Annotated in this window: 18 protein-coding genes; 11 read left to right on the top strand and 7 right to left on the bottom strand. The window is 67.3% G+C overall.

What is annotated here, in order from left to right; translation table 11 throughout:
- The first annotated feature begins 30 nt into the window (after positions 1-30).
- On the top strand, positions 31-741 hold the full coding sequence (locus AC5RT3_RS09175) for a hypothetical protein (protein WP_494051549.1): 711 nt from the start codon (positions 31-33) through the stop codon (positions 739-741).
- Here AC5RT3_RS09175 and AC5RT3_RS09170 read toward each other — a convergent pair.
- The 3 genes from AC5RT3_RS09170 to AC5RT3_RS09160 are packed head-to-tail and all read right to left on the bottom strand — an operon-like array spanning position 718 to position 2,932.
- Positions 718-1,350 (bottom strand): TetR/AcrR family transcriptional regulator, encoded by a 633-nt coding sequence (locus tag AC5RT3_RS09170; RefSeq protein WP_494051550.1) that lies wholly within the window; start codon positions 1,348-1,350, stop codon positions 718-720. The genes AC5RT3_RS09175 and AC5RT3_RS09170 overlap by 24 nt on opposite strands.
- Positions 1,347-2,102 (bottom strand): ABC transporter permease, encoded by a 756-nt coding sequence (locus AC5RT3_RS09165; RefSeq protein ID WP_494051551.1) that lies wholly within the window; start codon positions 2,100-2,102, stop codon positions 1,347-1,349. The genes AC5RT3_RS09170 and AC5RT3_RS09165 overlap by 4 nt, the downstream gene beginning before the upstream one ends.
- A complete protein-coding gene (locus AC5RT3_RS09160) occupies positions 2,102-2,932 on the bottom strand; it encodes an ABC transporter ATP-binding protein (protein ID WP_494124042.1) in 831 nt (276 codons plus the stop codon). The genes AC5RT3_RS09165 and AC5RT3_RS09160 overlap by 1 nt, the downstream gene beginning before the upstream one ends.
- Before the next feature lie 426 nt (positions 2,933-3,358).
- Here AC5RT3_RS09160 and AC5RT3_RS09155 point away from each other — a divergent pair, with 426 nt between their 5' ends.
- The 3 genes from AC5RT3_RS09155 to AC5RT3_RS09145 all read left to right on the top strand — a co-directional run bounded on the left by AC5RT3_RS09155 (position 3,359) and on the right by AC5RT3_RS09145 (position 7,426).
- Positions 3,359-5,164 carry a proline--tRNA ligase gene (locus AC5RT3_RS09155; RefSeq protein ID WP_494124011.1) on the top strand — a complete coding sequence of 602 codons (1,806 nt, stop codon included), beginning with the start codon at positions 3,359-3,361 and terminating at the stop codon, positions 5,162-5,164.
- A gap of 9 nt (positions 5,165-5,173) precedes the next feature.
- Positions 5,174-5,968, top strand: coding sequence for a sulfite exporter TauE/SafE family protein (locus tag AC5RT3_RS09150; protein WP_494010458.1), 795 nt, complete (start codon positions 5,174-5,176; stop codon positions 5,966-5,968).
- Positions 5,969-6,034: 66 nt separating this feature from the next.
- On the top strand, positions 6,035-7,426 hold the full coding sequence (locus AC5RT3_RS09145) for a pyridoxal phosphate-dependent decarboxylase family protein (protein ID WP_494124010.1): 1,392 nt from the start codon (positions 6,035-6,037) through the stop codon (positions 7,424-7,426).
- A 13-nt stretch (positions 7,427-7,439) separates the two neighbouring features.
- Here AC5RT3_RS09145 and AC5RT3_RS09140 read toward each other — a convergent pair whose 3' ends face one another.
- A complete protein-coding gene (locus AC5RT3_RS09140) occupies positions 7,440-8,477 on the bottom strand; it encodes an aminoglycoside phosphotransferase family protein (protein WP_494051553.1) in 1,038 nt (345 codons plus the stop codon).
- A 70-nt stretch (positions 8,478-8,547) separates the two neighbouring features.
- Positions 8,548-9,687, bottom strand: coding sequence for a DUF4439 domain-containing protein (locus tag AC5RT3_RS09135; RefSeq protein ID WP_494124009.1), 1,140 nt, complete (start codon positions 9,685-9,687; stop codon positions 8,548-8,550).
- A 106-nt stretch (positions 9,688-9,793) separates the two neighbouring features.
- Between AC5RT3_RS09135 and rimP the strand changes: the two genes are divergently transcribed.
- The 5 genes from rimP to rbfA all read left to right on the top strand — a co-directional run bounded on the left by rimP (position 9,794) and on the right by rbfA (position 15,739).
- Positions 9,794-10,411, top strand: coding sequence for a ribosome maturation factor RimP (rimP, locus tag AC5RT3_RS09130; protein WP_494124008.1), 618 nt, complete (start codon positions 9,794-9,796; stop codon positions 10,409-10,411).
- Positions 10,411-11,391, top strand: coding sequence for a transcription termination factor NusA (gene nusA, locus AC5RT3_RS09125; RefSeq protein WP_494010453.1), 981 nt, complete (start codon positions 10,411-10,413; stop codon positions 11,389-11,391). The genes rimP and nusA overlap by 1 nt, the downstream gene beginning before the upstream one ends.
- Before the next feature lie 161 nt (positions 11,392-11,552).
- Positions 11,553-11,915 carry a YlxR family protein gene (locus AC5RT3_RS09120; RefSeq protein ID WP_494010452.1) on the top strand — a complete coding sequence of 121 codons (363 nt, stop codon included), beginning with the start codon at positions 11,553-11,555 and terminating at the stop codon, positions 11,913-11,915.
- Between the two features lie 152 nt (positions 11,916-12,067).
- On the top strand, positions 12,068-14,983 hold the full coding sequence (gene infB, locus AC5RT3_RS09115) for a translation initiation factor IF-2 (RefSeq protein WP_494010451.1): 2,916 nt from the start codon (positions 12,068-12,070) through the stop codon (positions 14,981-14,983).
- A 246-nt stretch (positions 14,984-15,229) separates the two neighbouring features.
- Positions 15,230-15,739 carry a 30S ribosome-binding factor RbfA gene (rbfA, locus tag AC5RT3_RS09110; RefSeq protein ID WP_494051557.1) on the top strand — a complete coding sequence of 170 codons (510 nt, stop codon included), beginning with the start codon at positions 15,230-15,232 and terminating at the stop codon, positions 15,737-15,739.
- 90 nt (positions 15,740-15,829) lie between these two features.
- Here rbfA and AC5RT3_RS09105 read toward each other — a convergent pair whose 3' ends face one another.
- A complete protein-coding gene (locus AC5RT3_RS09105; RefSeq protein WP_494051558.1) occupies positions 15,830-16,981 on the bottom strand; it encodes a ScyD/ScyE family protein in 1,152 nt (383 codons plus the stop codon).
- A 182-nt stretch (positions 16,982-17,163) separates the two neighbouring features.
- On the opposite strand from AC5RT3_RS09105, the gene AC5RT3_RS09100 reads away from it, so the two are divergent.
- Together AC5RT3_RS09100 and trxA are read left to right on the top strand one after the other, a co-directional pair.
- Positions 17,164-17,649: a nucleoside deaminase gene (locus AC5RT3_RS09100; protein ID WP_494010448.1), complete on the top strand. Its 486-nt coding sequence runs from the start codon at positions 17,164-17,166 to the stop codon at positions 17,647-17,649.
- 2 nt (positions 17,650-17,651) lie between these two features.
- Positions 17,652-18,089: a thioredoxin gene (gene trxA, locus AC5RT3_RS09095; protein ID WP_494010447.1), complete on the top strand. Its 438-nt coding sequence runs from the start codon at positions 17,652-17,654 to the stop codon at positions 18,087-18,089.
- Between the two features lie 12 nt (positions 18,090-18,101).
- Here the strand turns inward: trxA and AC5RT3_RS09090 are convergent, their stop codons facing one another.
- Positions 18,102-19,265, bottom strand: a complete 1,164-nt coding sequence (locus AC5RT3_RS09090) for a pyridoxal phosphate-dependent aminotransferase (protein WP_494051559.1) — start codon at positions 19,263-19,265, stop codon at positions 18,102-18,104.
- Positions 19,266-19,305 lie beyond the last annotated feature (40 nt).

Below are 19,305 nucleotides of genomic sequence, written 5' to 3'. Positions count from 1 at the left end.
GGAACTTTTGCGGCCACAGCCCTGCTTGCCATGGCAATCACTTCCTGCGGCGGCGCATCCGCTCCGGCCACCGGCTCCGAAGCCACCACGGACGCCCCGGCGGCAACCACAGCTTCCGCCCCAACCCCAACACCAACCCCCACCCCCGAGCCGAAGGTTTACACGGCTGAGGAGCTGTCCGCTGTCCTGGCACAGTTGCAGGACTCCAACGGCAGGAAACTGTCGGTCATGGCCAGCTCCGACCTCGCCGGGAGCATTGAGCAGGGTAAGGCCCTCATCGCATCCATGGACGTCCAGCCCGCGGAGTGCAAGGAAATGGCCGCCTCCACCGGGGTCCCGGCTTTGGATGACGCCGTCATGGCGGTGGGCCAGAGCCTGGACACCGCCGCCGGTTCAATGACCATGCTGACGCTCGCGACGGGCCTTGACCAAGCGTTCGTCGCCGGAGCCGCCGCGCAGGAGCAACAACTGGCAGCCTGTTCCGCCATGACCATGACCGTTTCCGGTGTGACAGCGGACGTCACGCTGACGCCGCTGGAGGCAGTGGGGACGATTCCGGGCACTCTGGCCTTCCGCACGGACACTTTCCTGCCGGACGGCCAGGTACAGTCCATGATCACGGCACAGGCACTGCAGCAGGGCGTGCTGTTCACGGCTGTCGCCGCTGGCGGCGAGAGCGAGGCGGAAGCTGTTGCCCGCACCGGCGCGCTCCTCGACTCAGCGGCGGCCCTGCTCAAATAAGTCGCCGGTGAGGTACCGCTGCACGGTGGGGGCGACGAGCCGGACCACCTCGTCCTGCCGCGCAGACGCCAGGGGCTCAATCCGGACCACGTAGCGGACCATCATCAGCCCCACCATCTGGGTTGCCACCAGGTCCCCGCGCAGGGCCACCTCTGCGGGCAGCCCTGGTACGCCGGCCATGATGCGGCTGATGATGGTGCGGCCCACCATCTCCCGAAGAAGTGTTGTCTTCGCCCGGGATCCGAGTGTTCCGCGCAGGAACGCCACCAGGCTCGCCTGCGCGGGGCTTTCCCACAGGTGCAGGACGGTGCGCACGAGCAGTTCTGCCCGCTGGCCCGGGTCCGTGTCCGCCACCCCGCGAAGGACCTCCTCGGGGTCGGCCGGCAGCTCCACGCTCAGGGCGAAGAGTTCGTCCTTGCCCTTGAAGAAGTGGTGGATCATGGCCGGGTCAACGCCTGCCGCACGGGCAACCTGGCGAAGGCTTGTCCCCTCGAAGCCATGTTCGGCGAACAACCGCCTGGCGGCGTCGAGAATGTGCTCACGGGATACGGCGGCGCCGCCCCGGCGTCCCCGCCGGGCCGTGGCACCACCAGGTCCGGGAGACGTCATGCGCTGCGCCTGCGCAGCGTCAGTGATGCGAGCACCAGTACGGCCAGGACAATGGCAACCATGATGCCGGCATCCTGCCAGAGCTGTCCGGTGGCCTCCGGATGTGCCGCGATTTCCTGCAGTGCGTCCACGGAGAACGTCAGGGGAAGGACATTGGAGACTGACTCCAGGACGTCATTCATCCGGTCACGGGGCACGAACAGCCCGCACAGCAGGATCTGCGGGACCACCACCACCGGCATGAACTGCACCGCCTGGAACTCTGTCCTGGCGAAGGCGGAACACAGCAGGCCCAGGGCCACGCCCAGTACGGCATTGATCACGGCGATCATCACCACGTAGCCCGGCGGGCCTTCGATGTCCAGGCTGAAGATCCAGTAGGCCACGGCGGTTGCCACCATCGACTGCAGGGCCGCCATGATGGAAAACGCCAGGCCGTAGCCGAAGAGCAGGTCCGCTTTATGCACCGGCGTTGTGAGCAGCCGTTCCAGCGTTCCGGAAGTCCGTTCCCGGAGCATCGTGATGGAGGTGACCAAGAACATCACCACGAACGGAAAGATCGCCAGCATCATGAGGCCCACCCGGTCGAAGGTGCGCGGCATTCCCGGCGGAAGCGCCTCGTTCTCGAAGAGGTAATAGACCGCCGTGAGCAGGAGCGCCGGAACCACCAGAATAAGGGCGATGCTCCGCCGGTCATGGCGCAGCTGGTCCAAAACGCGGCCTGCGGTGGCCAACAGCATCCTGGCGTCCATTACCCTGCACTCCTGTCTGCTCCAGCACCGCGGTGCCCCTGGCCGCTGCCCGCGTCCTCTGCCGGCGCCTGGTTCCCGCGGCCGCCACCGGATTCGCGGATGATGGAAAGGAACGCCTGCTCCAGGTCACTGCTGTGCCCGCGCCTGCCCAGCTCGTCGGGAGTCAGCTGCGCCAACAGCAGGCCCTCGCGGAGAAGCAGCAGCGTGTGGCAATGGCTGGCTTCCTCCATGACATGGCTTGACACCAGGAGCGTGGTCCCCGCCTCCGCCATGGAGCGGAACCGGCTCCAAAGGTCCGCCCGGAGCACCGGATCCAGGCCCACGGTGGGCTCGTCCAGTACCAGCAGCCTGGGGCGCGCCACCAGCGCGCACGCCAGTGAGGCGCGGCTGAGCTGGCCGCCGGAGAGGTTCGCCGTCTTCTGGCGGGCCTCCCTTTCCAGGCCGACGGCGGCTATTGCCTCTGCCGCGTCGGCCTTGCCTTTCCGGTGCATGGCACCGAAGTACCGCACGTTCGCTTCCACCGTAAGGTCCGGATACACGCTTGGAGACTGGGTCACGTAGCCCACCCGGTGCCGCAGTACGGTACTGCCCGCCGGCACCCCCAGGACGTGCACTGTCCCGGACGAGACAATCTGGGCCCCCACAATGGCCCGCATGAGGGTGGTTTTGCCGCTGCCGGACGGTCCCAGCAGCCCGGTGATCCGCCCTGCAGGGACGGTGAAATCCAGTCCCCGGAGGACCTGCAGCCTGCCCCGCGTGACCATCAGCCCCGAGGCGGCCACGGCCACAGAGGAGTCAAAGTGTTGTGGTTGGGTTGCCGCGTGGGACATGGCGCCTCCGCCGTCGTACAGGCTGCCGGGCACCTTACTGGCCCTGGAATTCACCACCTGATGAATTAAAGCTAGGCACCGCTCTGCTGCCCGTCAATGGGTCCCGAACCGAAAAATACTTGTCAACGTGGGCGCCGTCACATAGGTTCGATCTAGCTGCGCTGGAGTGGTTTGGGCGGTCTCACCAGTCCTCACCAGTACTTGGGCGATAACGGCGTTGAGCCACGCCCGGATGCGATGACCAGCCTCACTGGGGGGCCAGGGGCTTTGTTATTCCGGGCGTGGCTCTACTGTGTCCGGCGCCGGATGTGTCCGACCGGTGCCGGCCACAGTCGGGAGCGGGGGCCGGGTGCCGGTAGATTAGTACCCAGACGAAAATTGTCCGGCCCTGCTGATCCAGCACTTCCCCAGAAACGGATACCACCCGTGGTCCTAAGACTGTCCCAGCTTTTCCTGCGCACCCTGCGTGAAGATCCCGTCGACGCCGAGGTCGCCAGCCACAAGCTCCTGGTCCGCGCCGGATACATCCGCCGCGCAGCCCCCGGCATCTACACCTGGCTTCCGCTGGGGCTCAGTGTCCTGCGCAAGGTCGAGGACATCATCCGTGAGGAGATGGCGGCCATTGGAGCCCAGGAAGTCCACTTCCCGGCGCTGCTGCCGCGTGAGCCGTATGAGGCAACCAATCGCTGGACCGAATACGGTGAGGGCCTGTTCCGCCTCCAGGACCGCAAGGGTGCTGATTACCTCCTGGCCCCCACGCACGAGGAAATGTTCACGCTGCTGGTCAAGGACCTGTACTCCTCGTACAAGGACCTGCCCCTGAGCCTCTACCAGATCCAGAACAAGTACCGTGATGAGGCCCGTCCCCGCGCAGGCCTGCTGCGCGGGCGCGAGTTCATCATGAAGGATTCCTACTCTTTCGATGTTGACGACGCCGGCCTGGACGCCAGCTACGCCGCCCACCGCTCCGCCTACCTGAAGATCTTTGCGCGGCTTGGCCTGGAGGTTGTCCCGGTCGCAGCCACCGCCGGCGCCATGGGCGGCTCCAGAAGCGAGGAATTCCTGTACCCCACGGAGATTGGCGAGGACACCTTCGTCCGCTCGGCATCCGGCTATGCAGCGAACGTCGAGGCCGTAACCACCGTGGTCCCCGAGGAGATCGACTTCAGCGACGCCCCCGCGGCCCAGGTGCTCGAGACCCCGGACACCCCCACCATTGAAACCCTGGTGGCCGCCTCGAACCAGATTTTCCCGCGTCCCGACGGCCGCGACTGGACTGCCGCCGACACCCTCAAGAACGTGGTCCTCGCCGTCACGCTGCCCACGGGCGAGCGCCAGATCGTCGTCATCGGTGTACCCGGCGACCGCGCCGTGGACCTCAAGCGCGTCGAGGCAAACATCGGAGCCTTCCTGCCGGTCGCAGGCGAGATCGGACTGGAGGCCGCAGGCGAAGAGGACCTGAAGAAGCACCCGCTGATCGTCAAGGGCTACCTCGGCCCGGGCATGTCCCTGGACCAGGCCCTGCTGGGGTCCGAAGGCGCCGCCAAACTGCCCTACCTGGTGGACCCCCGCGTTGTCAGCGGGACCGCCTGGATCACGGGTGCCAACGAGGCCGGCAAGCACGTCTACGGCCTGGTGGCCGGACGCGACTTCACCTGGGACGGTGTCATCGAGTGCACCGAGGTGCGTGCCGGTGACCCCGCGCCTGACGGCTCGGGCCCCCTGGAGACGGCGCGCGGCATTGAAATGGGCCATATTTTCCAGCTGGGCAGGAAGTACGCCGAGGCCCTGGACCTGAAGGTCCTGGACCAGAACGGCAAGCAGGTCACCGTCACCATGGGCTCCTACGGCGTGGGCGTCACCCGGGCCGTGGCAGCGCTGGCCGAGTCCAACCATGATGCCAAGGGCCTGGTCTGGCCCCGTGCCGTGGCGCCTGCGGACATCCACGTCGTGGCCGTCGGCAAGGGCGAGGACATCTTCGCCACCGCTGAACAGCTGTCACTGGACCTTGAGGCGGCAGGCCTAACGGTCATCTACGACGACCGCCCCAAGGTATCGCCCGGCGTAAAGTTCGGCGACGCGGAACTCGTGGGCGTTCCCACCATCCTGGCGGTCGGCCGCGGATTGGTGGATGGCGTGGTGGAGATCAAGGACCGGCGTACAGGCGAAGCGGAAAACGTGGCGGTTGATAAGGCCGTTGACTACGTGGTCAACGCCGTCCGCAACAGCTGAACCGCGGCAGTGGAATTTGGACTTGAATCCCTCCAACTGACAACGCTGCTCCTGCTGGTGCTGGCAGGCTTCGCTGCCGGCTGGGTGGATGCCGTGGTGGGCGGGGGCGGTCTGATCCAGCTCCCCGCCCTCCTGCTGGTTCCCGGCATCACGCCGGTGCAGGCGCTGGCCACCAACAAGCTGGGCTCGATCTTCGGAACGGCCACCAGTGCCACCACGTATTACCGCCGGGTGGGGCCGGACCTTAGGACGGCCCTCCCCATGGCGGTGATTGCCCTGGCGGGAAGTTTCGGCGGGGCAGTGCTCGCGGCCACGTTGCCGGCCAACGTCTTCAAACCCATCATCGTCGCGGCCCTGGTTGCCGTCGCCCTCTTCACGGCGCTTAAGCCCGACGTCGGTGACATCACCGCGCTGCGCCATGATGGCCACAAGCACTATGTGGTGGCATGCCTGATCGGCGCGGTCATCGGCTTCTACGACGGCCTGATCGGACCGGGTACCGGATCCTTCCTGGTCATCGCGCTGGTCTCGGCTATGGGCTACGCCTTCCTCGAGGCCAGCGCCAAGGCAAAGATCGTGAACATGGCCACCAACGCCGGCGCCCTGTTGTTTTTCATGCCGCACGGCTCCATCCTGTGGGGACTTGGCCTGCTGCTGGGCGCGTCAAACATGGCCGGCGGCTATCTCGGCGCCCGGACTGCCGTCAAGCAGGGCAGCAAGTTTGTCCGCATTGTCTTCCTGGCGGTGGTGGCGGCCCTCATCATCAAACTCGGCTATGACATCTGGCAGGAAAACTTCGCCTGATTTCCGCACTGAGTGAGGGGGGTGCCGGTGCTCGTGGCCCCGCGGGGGCAGGCGTAGCATGCAGGTATGTCACACGGCGACGATGACTACGCCCGGGCCCTGTCAGCCGCCCTTCACCACGCCACGGGGTGGCTGCACAGCCTTCCGGAGCGGCCGGTTGGACCAAGCGCCACTGCGCATGACCTGGCCGGCGTCTTCGGCGGCCCCCTTCCCCGGCACGGAATGCCGGCCGAACAAGTGCTGGACTTCCTCGCCCGGAGCGCTGGGCCCGGGCTGATGGCCATGCCGTCCGGCCGCTTCTTTGGCTGGGTTATCGGCGGCACACTGCCGGCGGCACTCGCTTCGGACTGGCTTGTCAGCGCGTGGGACCAAAACGCCGGCCTCCGCTATGCCACCCCCGCCGCCGCGGCCATCGAAGAAAGTGCAGGTGCCTGGCTGCTGGAACTGCTGGGCCTTCCCCCGGAGTCCGACGTCGGGTTCGTAACCGGCGCCACGATGGCGAACTTCACCGGAATGGCGGCCGCCCGGTGGCGCCTCCTCGCCGACGCAGGCTGGGACCTGGACCGGGACGGGCTGGCAGGTGCCCCGCGCATCCGCTGCTTCGTCGGCCGGGAACGGCATGACACGGTTGATCTTGGACTGCGCTACCTCGGACTGGGGCAACCAACGGCGGTGGCTGCAGACCACCAGGGACGCCTGCTTCCCGAGGCGCTGGACGCGGCGCTGGGGAAAGGCGGGGGACCGGCGCTGGTCTGCCTGCAGGCGGGCAATGTGCACTCCGGCGCCTTCGATCCGTTTCCCGAGGCCATCGCCGTTGCCAGGAAGCATGACGCCTGGGTGCATATCGACGGCGCGTTCGGGTTGTGGGCGGCAGCAGCCCCCGGACTGCGCCACCTGACCAATGGATACGAGGCGGCGGACTCATGGGCGACGGACGCGCACAAGACGCTGAACGTGCCCTACGACTGCGGGATCGCCATCGTCCGGGACGCAGCCGCGCTCCGCTCCGCCATGGGCCTGCACGCCAGCTACCTGGTGCACGACGCCGGAGGGCCCGGGGACCCGTTCGAGAAAGTGCCCGAGCTTTCCCGCCGCGCACGCGGCGTCCCGGTCTGGGCTGCCCTGAAAAGCCTTGGCCGCGACGGCGTGGCAGCACAGGTGCACGGCTTGGCGGCAGCCGCCTCGGACATCGCCGCCGGGCTCGCCGGGCTGGATGGCGCCGAGGTCCTTAACGACGTCGATTACACGCAGGTGTGCGTGGCCTTTGGCGACGACGGCACCACCCGCGCGGTCACGGCCCGCATCATCGAGGACGGCAGGGTCTGGATGTCCGGCTCCCGCTGGCACGAGCGGGACATCCTGCGGGTCTCCGTCAGCAACTGGCAGACGGCCGAAGAAGAAGTGCGCCTTGCTGTGGCAGCCGTCGGCTCGGCCCTCGCCGCAGTCCGCAGCAGCTGAGCGGATAACATCGTCAGTCGGTACCGGCCGCCGCGCCCGGCTCCGGCAGTTCCTGCACCGGCGGCAGTTCCGGCAAAGTACGGCCGGCCAGGGTACTGGCCACCCAGAGTGAACGTGCCAGGTCGCCTTGATGGCCTGGCTTCCCGGCATACCCCAGCGCGTTGGCAACCTCCCTGGCGACGGCCCACTGCCTGGCCACCTCGCCATCCAGTCCCGCTGCAGCGCTGAAGTCGCTGCACCGGCGCCGCAAGGCTTCGGCCGCGCCGCCAGCCGGCAATCCGCTGATCCGGTTCCAGAGCAGGGGTGCCACGGCATACTCGGGTTCGCCGATCATGGGCTGGGGGTCGATGGCTGCATAGTCCGCGGCCGTCGGCCGTCCGTCCAAGCTGCCCTGCCTGGCCAGGACATTGAGGAAATGCAGGTCAGTATGAACCAGGACATCCCGTCCGGACCGCCGTCCCACCGCACCCCGCGTCTGGCAAACCTCCAGCGCGGCTTCCAGCAGCCAGCGGGGGAACGGGCGGCCCAGCTGCTCCCAGTCGGCGGGCAGGTCATCGCTCCACTGCTCGGCGCGGGCGGCAATGTGGTCGAACTCCCGCCACTGCGGCCGGTGGTCCGGTGTGAGGCTCAACTGCCGCACCAGCCCGCCCCACACTTCGGCAGCCGCCTCAAAAGGCACTGTGGCAAGCGAGCTGCCGGCGTCCAGCCGCTGCAAGAGCATGGCGCACGTGCCCGCGTCCGCTTCGAGCAGGGCCACCGCGCCCTCCCCACCCCACAGCTCCAGCGCGTGCCGCTCAACCCGGGCTTCGTCGTGCGGAAAGGCAACTTTGAGGGCCGCCGTGGAACCATCGGCCTGCCGTACCGGTACCACCACCCCGCCGTGCCCGTTCCAGGGAAGGCTGCCGGCGGGGAGGTCGGTTTCGAGGCGCCATTGCTCCAGCCGGCCCTGGATCAGGTCCGGCAGCGAGGCAAGCCAGGCACGTCCTGCGCTGCTCCGGCTGTACCGGGCGGTAAGGTCCGGCGGGATGGGTACGGCTGCTGGCGTGTTCATCAGGTCCAGCCTAGGCGCCCCAGGCGGGACTTCCGGAGCGGGCAGGGCGGGGGACCCGGAAATCCTGCCCTTACTGCGGCAGCAGAGGCAGCCGCGCCTCATCCAGCATCATTCCGGGAACAGCGCCCGGGTCCCCGCCCCAGTGCATTGTCCGGGCCGCGGCCGCCTGCAAGCCCGCCATCGCCCACGCACGGGCGGAGCCGTCCGTCAGTGCCACCACGTCTCCATACGCGGGAAGGGTCGCAGCCTCCAGCCGCGCCAGTCCCGCGGCGGGCGCAGCCAGGAAACCGGGCTCCAGCGCGTAACCCGGCTCCTGCGGCGGCGGAACGGCGCAGTACAGGCGGCTGGCGGCTTCGGCATCCTCCACAAGGTCCTGGTGCCGCCTCAGGAATTCCGACGCCGCCCCGGCAGCATCCGCGGGGAGCCGCGCCAGGGCCGCCTGGTATCCGTAGACCACTTCCAGCTCGGCGGCCGCCAGGGCTGCCAGGGCGCTGCCCGCCCCCGCCCGCCCAGCTGACTGTGTCTGCTCGCTGGCGGGAGCCTGGCCTGACGGGACAAAAGGGCACGCTGCAGCTGTCCCAGCGGACGGTGATCCTGGTGTCACGGGCGCGGTGGCGCCGGGACCCGCCGCGGCCGGTGCCGTTGGTGCGGTGCCACCCGGCACGGCCTGGTTGGTACCGGCGACTGCGTCGGGGCTGCCGGCTGCCGTGGCGAGCTCTTTGGCTGCCAGTACCTGGGCTGTGCCTGCCCCTGCCAGCAGGCGGGCCATCCCGCCGTCGGCCGTTTCCGCGTCCCGGAGCCGTTCCGTACCGCTGGTGGCCAGGGCTGTGGCAAGTCCGGCAGCTGTCAGCCCGGCAGGAGCCGGCGTGGGGGTGCCAGTGGTTGGCGACGGGGCCGCCGACGCAGCGGCCTCCGGCAGCAGGAGCGCGCGGGCCTGAATGGTCAGCAAGGTCACAACCCGGTCCAAGCTGGCGGCAGCAGCGCCGTCGGCCGTTCCGGCAGCAAGCTGGAGCCCTGAGGCGCGGAGTTCAAGGACGTCCGCCAGGGCGGCCGCGCGGGCCTGCTCCGTGAACGGGGGAGCGGGCGGCTCGGGCGGATCCGCGGGAATCAGGGCGAATCCCAGGCTGAGGACAAGGAGTGCTGCGAGGGTGATGACGGCGTACCGGAAATAGCGCATCCGTGGTTGGTATTCCTGGTTGTCGTCGTTCACAACAGACCATGGTGCCACGGCTGAGGGGGATCGCCGTGCACCGTTCTGCCGGTAAAATAGCTACGCTAGTACACACCACATCATCTATAGGGAGGCGGCCGGCATCGTGAGCAATGCAGAAGCCACGGCTTCACCAGACCACACCGGAACTGGCAGGGCTGGGACCGCAGCGGCACACAATCCGGAAGCTGCCCGGCTGAGGGCACTCCTTGAACCCTCTGTCCTGGCCAACAGGCTGTACCTCGAGGACGTGGAAATAAACGTTGCCGGGTCCCACCGGGTGGTCCACGTCGTGGTGGACCTGCCGCAGGAGGAGACGGGCGGCGTAAGCCTCGATGTCATCGCAGACATTTCCAAGGTCCTGTCCGACGTCCTTGACAACGATCCCAGCATGGACAGCCGCCCCTACGACCTCGAAGTTAGCTCTCCCGGCGTGGGGCGCCCCCTGACCGAACCCCGCCACTGGCACCGGGCCAAGGGCCGGATGGTCACGGTGAACGTCATCCAGGGTGACAACGTCACCGGCCGCATCCAGTCGGTGGACGACGCCGGCGTGACGATCGTCCCGGAGATCGCCGTTAAAAAGGGCATGAAGCCCAAGCAGGGCGACCCCATCAAACTTCCTTTCGACAGGATCCGCAGCGGAAAAGTCGAGATCGAATTCAGCCACCTCAATGAGGGCGGTCTGGAACCTGAACACAATGGACCTTCTGAGGAGGCCTGATGGATATTGACATGAGCGCACTGAGACTTCTGGAGCGTGAGCGTGAAATCCCGCTGGACCTCCTGATCCCCACCATCGAGCAGGCGCTCCTGGTGGCCTACCACAAGTCTCCCGGCGCCTTCGAAAAGGCCCGGGCCGAGCTGGACCGCAAGAGCGGCCACGTGACCATTTGGGCTGTGGAGATTGACGACGACGGCGCGCCCATCGGCGAGTTCGAGCACACGCCGGAGGGTTTTGGGCGCATTGCCGCCAGCACCGCCCGGCAGATCATCCTCCAGCGCCTGCGCGACGTTGAAGACGACAATGTGCTCGGCGAATTCAAGGGCCGCGAGGGCGAACTGGTTTCAGGCACCATCCAGCAGGGCAATAACCCGCACATGATCCAGGTCAACCTGGGTTCAGTGGAAGCGCTGCTTCCGCCGCCCGAGCAGGTTCCGGGGGAGAAGTACATCCACGGCAACCGGCTCCGTGCCCTGGTCATTGACGTCCACCGCGGCTCCAAGGGCCCGTCCGTCACGCTGTCCCGCTCCCACCCGGGGCTTGTGCGCAAGCTCTTCGAACTGGAAGTTCCGGAGATCGCGGACCGTTCCGTGGAGATCGTGGCACTCGCCCGCGAAGCGGGCCACCGGACCAAGATCGCGGTGAAGGCGAACGTTCCCGGGATCAACGCCAAGGGAGCCTGCATCGGTGAAATGGGTTCCCGGGTCCGCGCCGTCATGAACGAACTCAACGATGAAAAGATCGACATCGTTGACTTCAGCGAGAACCCGGCCACGTTCATCGCCAGCGCCCTCTCGCCCTCGCGTGTGAATTCGGTCACCATCACGGATGAGGCCACCCGGTCAGCACGCGTGGTTGTCCCCGACTACCAGCTGTCCCTCGCCATCGGCAAGGAGGGCCAGAACGCCCGCCTGGCCGCGAAGCTCACGGGGTGGCGCATCGATATCGTCTCCGACGCCGCCACGGCCAAGGAAAGCTGACCCGCCGCCCGGCCGGATCCTGCCACGCCGGAGCCGGCCGGCAGTTCCGGCGGAAGGCCTCGGAGGGGCTAGAATAGATAGGACCGCGCCTTACGGCCGGTAACCGTGTGCCTTGAGTGTGCCCTTTCCGATGGGGAGGAGCGCGCCCATGGCCTGCAGACATGAACGTCAGGACGATTGCCGTGGCAGAAGTACGTACCAGCGGGAGTCAACCGGAACGCACCTGTATCGGTTGCCGGAAGAAGGGGCCGCGGTCTGAGTTACTCCGGCTCGTCGCCGAAGGCAGTGGATCAACCGCTGTCCTGGTGGATGAACGACGCCGGATGGCTGGCCGGGGTGCATGGCTGCATCCCAGCGAATCGTGCCTGGCTCTGGCAGTAAAGCGGCGAGCGTTCGGACGCGCCCTTCGGGGAGCAACCGGAACCGAAGCCGTGGAACGCCGGATCACGTCAGGTCCGATGGTCACAGGCGCCACGGCGGCTGCGACACCAACCGTCCAACCTGAAAGCGGGTCAGAAATCTGATGGAAACCCGATGAGTTCCCAGCGATGAGTGCGTAACGATGACAACTTTGTTGCGCTCTGCAATGGGCCCTTATGCAGCATCCGCGGCTGGGGCCCGCAGTAAGAAGTAGACGGTTCGTGCCTGGCTCGGTGCGGACCGAGACAGGAGAAATGTGGCCAAGGTCCGCGTACACGAGCTCGCGAAAGAGCTCGGTATTACTTCCAAAGATGCAGTGACGAAACTGCAGGAACTGGGCGAATTCGTTCGCTCCGCCTCATCCACCATTGAGGCCCCCGTCGTGCGCAAGCTGCGCAACGCCTTCCCCGATGCTGCCCCCAAGAGCGCAGCACCTGCAGCTGCCCCCAAGAGCGCAGCACCTGCAGCTGCTCCCAAGGCACCTGCACCCGCCGCGGAAGCACGTCCGTCAACCCCGGCTCCAGGCCCGGCAGCTCCCAAGGCTCCGGCACCCGCAGCCCCCGCCCAGGCGGCTGCCCCGTCGGCACCTGCTGCCAGCGCGCCGTCGGCACCTGCTGCCAGCGCTCCGGCTGCACCCGCCGCGCCCGCAGCACCCTCCACCGGCGCAAAGCCCGGTGCCCGTCCGGCTCCCAAGGCTGACACCCCCGCCGCCCGCCCGGGTGGCTCCACTCCCGGTTCCAACGCGCCCCGGCCGGGCGGCCCCCGTCCCGGCAACAACCCGTTCGCCACCTCGCAGGGCATGCCCCGCGGCCGTGGCGGCGACGGTGACCGCGCTCCCCGTCCGGGCAACAACCCGTTTGCCACGTCGCAGGGCATGCCCCGCCCGGGTGGCGGCCGCACCGACGGTGACCGTCCCGGTGGTCCGCGTCCCGCTGCCGGTGCCGGTGGTCCCCGTCCGGGTGGTCCGCGCCCCGCTGCCGGTGCAGGTGGCCCCCGTCCCGCAGCCGGTGCCGGCGGTCCCCGTCCCGGTGCACCCCGGCCCGGTGGTCCGCGTCCTACTCCCGGCATGATGCCCAACCGCACTGAGCGTCCCGCACCCGCAGGTGCAGGCCGTCCCGGTGGCGGTGGCCGTGGTCCCGGACGCCCTGGTGGCGCTCCCGGAACCGGTGGTCCCGGTGCCGGAGGCGGTGCTCCCGCCGGCGGTGGCTTCGGCAAGGGCGGCCGCGGCCGCGGCGGCACCCAGGGCGCCTTCGGCAAGGGCGGCGCAGGCCGTGGCAAGCAGCGCAAGTCGAAGCGCGCAAAGCGCCAGGAACTTGAGCAGATGAGCGCACCGTCGCTGGGTGGCGTGAGCGTACCCCGCGGCGACGGCAACACCGTTATCCGGCTGCGCCGAGGCTCCTCTATCACGGACTTCGCCGACAAGATCGAGGCAAACCCCGCCGCACTGGTGACCGTGCTGTTCCACCTCGGTGAAATGGCCACCGCCACCCAGTCGCTGGACGAGGACACCTTCGCGCTGCTGGGCGAGGAACTGGGCTACAAGCTGCAGGTCGTGTCCCCGGAGGACGAGGAGCGCGAGCTGCTGTCCACCTTCGACATCGATGTGGAAGCCGAACTCGAAGCCGAGGGCGACGACGAACTCGAGCCGCGCGCTCCGGTGGTCACCGTCATGGGCCACGTTGACCACGGTAAGACCCGGTTGCTGGATGCCATTCGCAACTCGGACGTCGTGGCCGGCGAGCACGGCGGCATCACCCAGCACATCGGTGCCTACCAGATCAGCCATGAGCATGAGGGCACCCTGCGCGACATCACCTTCATCGACACTCCCGGCCACGAGGCGTTCACCGCCATGCGTGCCCGTGGTGCGAAGGTCACCGACATCGCCATCCTGGTGGTCGCAGCGGACGACGGCGTTATGCCGCAGACCGTTGAAGCGCTCAACCACGCCCAGGCCGCCAACGTGCCGATCGTCGTGGCCGTGAACAAGATCGACAAGGAAGGCGCCAACCCTGACAAGGTCAAGGGCCAGCTGACCGAGTACGGCCTGGTTCCGGAAGAATACGGTGGCGACACCATGTTCGTTGAGGTCTCGGCCCGCCAGAACCTGAACATCGACGAACTGATCGACGCTGTGCTGCTGACCGCCGACGCTGCGCTGGACCTCCGGGCCAACCCGGACAAGGCCGCCCGCGGTATTGCCATCGAAGCCAACCTGGACAAGGGCCGGGGTGCGGTGGCAACCGTCCTGGTGCAGTCCGGTACCCTGGCCGTCGGCGACACGATCGTGGCCGGCACGGCCCACGGCCGCGTCCGCGCCATGTTCGACGAAGACGGCGAAGCCCTCGACGTCGCGCTGCCGTCCCGTCCGGTCCAGGTCCTGGGCCTGTCCAACGTGCCGCGTGCCGGTGACAGCTTCCTGGTGACCTCCGATGAGCGTACGGCCCGCCAGATCGCCGAGAAGCGTGAGGCCGCGGACCGCAACGCCCAGCTCGCCAAGCGCCGCAAGCGCATCAGCCTGGAAGACTTCGACCAGGCAGTGGCCGACGGCAAGATCGACACCCTCAACCTCATCCTCAAGGGTGACGTGTCCGGTGCCGTGGAAGCCCTCGAGGACGCCCTGCTCAAGATCGACGTCGGCGAAGGCGTTCAGCTGCGCGTCATCCACCGCGGTGTTGGTGCCATCACGCAGAACGACGTCAACCTGGCAACGGTCGACTCCGCCGTCATCATCGGCTTCAACGTCAAGCCGGCCGAGCGGGTTGCCGAACTGGCAGACCGCGAAGGCGTGGACATGCGCTTCTACTCGGTCATCTACGCTGCAATCGATGACATCGAGATGGCGCTCAAGGGCATGCTCAAGCCGGAATACGAAGAATTCCAGCTGGGCACCGCCGAGGTCCGCGAAGTCTTCCGCTCCTCCAAGTTCGGAAACATCGCAGGCTCCATCGTCCGCAGCGGCATCATCCGACGTAACACCAAGGCACGCATCAGCCGCGACGGCAAGGTCATCGGTGACAACCTCACCATTGAGACGCTCAAGCGCTTCAAGGATGACGCCACCGAGGTCCGCACCGACTTCGAGTGTGGTATCGGCCTTGGCTCGTACAACGACATCGTTGAAGGTGACATCATCGAGACCTTCGAGATGCGCGAGAAGCCGCGCGTTTAGCCTGTCTGTTGTTTGGGGCCGTCGGGATTTTTCCGGCGGCCCCGCCCCTACGCTGGGCGGCTTGGGATCTTCGATCCCTCGCCGCCCAGCTTCGGTAGGCCCGATGCCACTCCCGGGACGCCGGAAAAATCCCGCCGGGTCCGTTACCAGACTCGCCTAAGTGCGTGGCATCCAAACCCAACGTGTGTACGGAAGCGCCCTGCGCCGTCGTACGTCCCAAATTCTTATCTTTATTAGGAGTTGTTCATGGCTGATCCGGCACGTGCTGCCAAAATGGCGCAGCGGATTAAGGTTGTTGTTGCTGAGGCCCTGAGCCGGAAGGTTAAGGATCCGCGGCTTGAAGGCATTACTGTTACCGATGCCCGCGTGACCAATGATCTTCAGCATGCCACCGTTTACTACACCGTCTTTGGGGACCAGGCTTTGCAGTCTGATGCTGCCAAGGGGCTGGAGAAGGCCAAGGGTGTGCTGCGGCAGGAGGTGGGCCGCAACATCACTGCGCGGCTGACTCCCACGCTTGAATTCGTGGCCGACCAAATTCCGGTCAACGCCTCCAATCTGGAGGAACTGCTGCGGGAAGCGAAGAAGCGTGACGCCGAGGTGGCCGCCCTGGCTGCCAAGGCCAAGCACGCCGGCGACGCCGACCCCTACAAGAGCGATGCGTCCCCTGACGTGGAGATCGACGAAGACGACTTCGACGAAGAGGACCTCGACCTCAACGACGCCGACCAGTTCGACGAAGACGGCAACAAGTAGCCCCGAAAACCCCAGCAGAAGGCCCGGACCGCGAATGCAGTCCGGGCCTTCTGCTTCCCAGAAACCTTTGTGCATGCCTCCTGCAGGTGCCTACCGGATGTCAGCCTTGATGACGCGCCCGGTGGCCGGTGGCGGTCCTGCCGCTTCAGGCCCGCCCATCGGTGGCAGCGCGTCAACTGTGGCGTACAGCGTCCGGCCCTGGATTTCGACGTCGGCCGGCTGGTTCACTGCCAGGAACTGGGTGCGGTGTCCTTTCCAGGCGTGGAATTTCAGGATCTCGTTGCCGAAGAGCGATGCCACGTAAACGTCGCCGGTGTTGGCCACAGCCAGGCCCGTGGGGCTGAGGATGTTTTCGACCCAGAGTTTTGTCTGGCCGGTCCAGGGATTCACCTTGAAGACCGCGCCGCGGTGGCCGAGCTCCGGAATTTCCGGACCGCCCGGCAGGGACGTCACGTACAGCCATCCGTCGGGGCCGAACTCCACGTCCGTGGGGACGGGCTCAAAGGCATACGTCCGCCCGGCAACACAAGCAGGAACGTTGAAGGTATTGCCCGCCATGTCCACGGGGAGTACCAGGCCTGCCGGTACGACTGCGGGCCTGGGCGGAAGGACAGCCAAGGTGCTGACCTGGCCCGAATGAATGTTCACCTCAAGGATCGCGTTGGCCCCGGCATCGGCCACGTACGCAGTGTTGCCCCGCACCGCGGTGGCATAGGCGTTCGAGTCGAGTTTGCCCTTGTAGCGGGCCGGGAAAGCTTCGGGCCAATCCTTGAGGCACTGATCGCTGACGTCACTTCCGAAGCCGTACTGCTGGTTGCCATCGGGATTATTCTTCCGCTCGTAATCCGCCAGGTCGGCTATAAGCCGCTCCTCGCCGTGCGGCCTGATGGCTTTCAGGTAGCCCTTCAGGCCCTCCGCAGGACCTCCGGCGCCGGCCGTTTCCAGGAAGAACGTTGTGGTTCCACGGGTTTCCACGCCAGCCACGCCAAAGCCTTCGGGGGCCTGGTAGATGTCCTCGACGTCGCCGTCCCTGTCGATCCGGCTGAGCGTGCCAGCGAAGTCCTGCGTCACGTACAGGGACTTGCTTGTCCCGACGGCCAGGTGCAGGGGAGAGACCAGGCCGGTGGCCACTTCCTCGTAGGGCTCGCCGTGGTGGCCCCAGTCGGAGGCCGAAGACGGTGCGGCCGGGGCGATGACAGCTGCCAGGGCCAGGGAGGCGATCAAGGTGAGCTTTCTCTTCATTGCGTACTCCGGGGTTGGCGCCCTATAACGGGCCGGGATGAGGGTGCCCCACGGGGAGGCAGTACAGCTGAAGCCCCAGGGCGCCAGACTATGCCTGCGGTGAACAGATGTCGTCGGGACTTTCCCCCTAATACGCCCCCTATTTCATCCCCTAACCGGGATGCGGTGGCTAGGATCGAGCTATGACCCAGGCACCTGAGCACCTTGAGTCCACGCGGTACCTTGAGCAGGCCGTGGAATTGGCCGTCCGGAACGTTGCCGAGGGCGGCGGGCCGTTCGGTGCGGTGGTGGTGACTGCCGACGGGCGGGTGCACGAAGGCGTCAACCGGGTCACCCGGGACAACGATCCAACCGCCCACGCGGAGGTGGTGGCCATCCGCGCCGCCGCCTCGGCGACAGCCAACTTCGACCTCCACGGCGCGGTGCTGTACGCCAGCTGCGAGCCCTGCCCGCTCTGCCTTGCGTCCGCCCTCTGGGCCCGGATCGGCCGCGTATACTTCGCCGCTGACCGTCACGGCGCCGCAGCTGCCGGGTTCGATGACGCCTTGTTCTACGACTACTTCAGCGGCGCCCGCCCGGAGCTGATGCCGGTCACCCGCGGTGACATCCCGACGTCGGGCGCCCCCTTCCAGGCTTGGGACGCCTTCGCCGGAAGGAGGGAGTACTAGGCATGGAACCCGCACTCATCGCCTGCCCCTCCTGCGGCAAGACCAACAGGATTCCGGCGCAGGCAGCCGGGATGCCGCGCTGCGGCAACTGCAAGGCCGGGCTGCCCTGGATCGTCAACGCCGGAGATGTTGACTTCGCCGCCGTGGCCGAGAGGTCACGCGTGCCGGTGCTGGTGGACTTCTGGGCGGACTGGTGCGGGCCCTGCCGCATGGTGAGTCCGGTCCTGGACAAGCTCGCCCGCGAACGGCCAGGCCGGATCAAGCTGGTCAAAGTCGATGTGGACAAGGCCCCGGGCCTGTCGCGGCGGTTCGATGTGCAGGCAATCCCCACCCTGATGGTGCTGGTGGACGGAAAGGTTGCCGCCCGGCAGGCAGGCGCGGCGCCTGCAGAGGTGCTCCGCTCCTGGCTTGACGGAGCCCTCAGCGGCGCGGCACGCTAGCGGCCGGGGCCGTTACTCCAGGCCGGGCCTCGCCGGCAGGCGCGATAGCCCCTCCAGCAGTTCCTGCTTCCGTCCGCACAGGGCAATCCGGACCCAGCCCTCGCCGATCGACCCAAAAGCAGTGCCCGGGGCCAGGGCAACACCGGCGTCCGCCAGGAACCGGCGCACCCATGCCCGCACGTCGCCACCACTGGCGTGCGACATATCCGCCCACAGGTAGAAGGCGCCCTGGGCCTGGAGGTACGGGATGCCCTTGGCGTCAAGGACTGCGGAGGCGGCGTCGCGGTTCTCCCGGTAGTGCCGGTGGGCGTGCTGCACATAGTCCTGGGGGCCGGTGAGGGCAGCGAGTGCGGCGTACTGGGGCGGCGCCGCGACGCAGGAGACGATGGATTCCATCACGTTGTCCATCTGCTGCTTCAACTCCGGCGGACACACCAGCGCCCCGACCCGAAGGCCCGTGAGCCCATAAGTCTTGGACAGGGTCAGGGAGGTGAAGACCCGCGCTTCGCCGGGCGTGCCGCCGTCGAACCTTGCCGGGCTGATGTGGGGCACGTCGTAGGTGAACGCCTCGTAGCATTCGTCCGAGATGACCCAGAGATCATGCCGCCGGGCCAGGTCCATGAGCTCGCGGGTCAGGTCCCCGCCCAGGACGGCACCGAGCGGGTTGGACGGTGAGTTCAGCACCAGCACCCGGGTTCGGTCCGTAATGAGCGCTTCGACATCCTCCGGCCGGGGCTGGAATCCATGCCCGGGGTACAGCGGGTACCCCACGGGCACGGCGTTCAGGAGCCGGCCGGTCATCGCGAAGGTGGGGTAGCCCGGGTTGGGGATGAGGATTTCATCGCCGGGGGAGAGCAGCAGGCTCATGGCCAGGTGCAGGCCCTGCTGAGCGCCCGCCACGACGTACACCCGGTCGGCTCCCACATCCACGCCCTGCTGTTCCCGGAACCTGGCGGCGAAGGCTTCGCGCAGGTCAGGAATACCTGCATTGGGGGTGTAGTTCGTTTCATCGCGGTCCAGGCACGCCATGCCGGCGTCCAGCACGTGGCGGGGGAGCGGGAAGCCCGGCTCCCCGATGCTCAGGACCAGTGCGCCGGGGGTGCGCCACGCCGCCTCGGTGATCTCACGGATCTGGTTGACGGGCACGTCGCGGACATGGGCGGCAAGCTCGGGCATGCCTGCCATCCTAGCTGCCGCCATCCTGCACCGGCGCCCC

This window comes from Arthrobacter sp. Y3221159, from assembly GCF_059089885.1.
Note: the sequence above shows the minus strand (reverse complement) of the source record. Positions and strands in the feature narration are given on the sequence as shown.

Excerpts from the sequence above, each read along its gene's own strand:
- AC5RT3_RS09090 (WP_494051559.1), bottom strand. The coding sequence starts at position 19,265 with ATGCCCGAGCTTGCCGCCCATGTCCGCGACGTGCCCGTCAACCAGATC.
- AC5RT3_RS09120 (WP_494010452.1), top strand. The coding sequence starts at position 11,553 with ATGAACGTCAGGACGATTGCCGTGGCAGAAGTACGTACCAGCGGGAGT.
- AC5RT3_RS09165 (WP_494051551.1), bottom strand. The coding sequence starts at position 2,102 with ATGGACGCCAGGATGCTGTTGGCCACCGCAGGCCGCGTTTTGGACCAG.
- nusA (WP_494010453.1), top strand. The coding sequence starts at position 10,411 with ATGGATATTGACATGAGCGCACTGAGACTTCTGGAGCGTGAGCGTGAA.
- rbfA (WP_494051557.1), top strand. The coding sequence starts at position 15,230 with ATGGCTGATCCGGCACGTGCTGCCAAAATGGCGCAGCGGATTAAGGTT.
- AC5RT3_RS09105 (WP_494051558.1), bottom strand. The coding sequence starts at position 16,981 with ATGAAGAGAAAGCTCACCTTGATCGCCTCCCTGGCCCTGGCAGCTGTC.
- AC5RT3_RS09140 (WP_494051553.1), bottom strand. The coding sequence starts at position 8,477 with ATGAACACGCCAGCAGCCGTACCCATCCCGCCGGACCTTACCGCCCGG.
- AC5RT3_RS09145 (WP_494124010.1), top strand. The coding sequence starts at position 6,035 with ATGTCACACGGCGACGATGACTACGCCCGGGCCCTGTCAGCCGCCCTT.
- AC5RT3_RS09175 (WP_494051549.1), top strand. The coding sequence starts at position 31 with ATGGCAATCACTTCCTGCGGCGGCGCATCCGCTCCGGCCACCGGCTCC.
- AC5RT3_RS09160 (WP_494124042.1), bottom strand. The coding sequence starts at position 2,932 with ATGTCCCACGCGGCAACCCAACCACAACACTTTGACTCCTCTGTGGCC.
- AC5RT3_RS09100 (WP_494010448.1), top strand. The coding sequence starts at position 17,164 with ATGACCCAGGCACCTGAGCACCTTGAGTCCACGCGGTACCTTGAGCAG.
- AC5RT3_RS09170 (WP_494051550.1), bottom strand. The coding sequence starts at position 1,350 with ATGACGTCTCCCGGACCTGGTGGTGCCACGGCCCGGCGGGGACGCCGG.
- trxA (WP_494010447.1), top strand. The coding sequence starts at position 17,652 with ATGGAACCCGCACTCATCGCCTGCCCCTCCTGCGGCAAGACCAACAGG.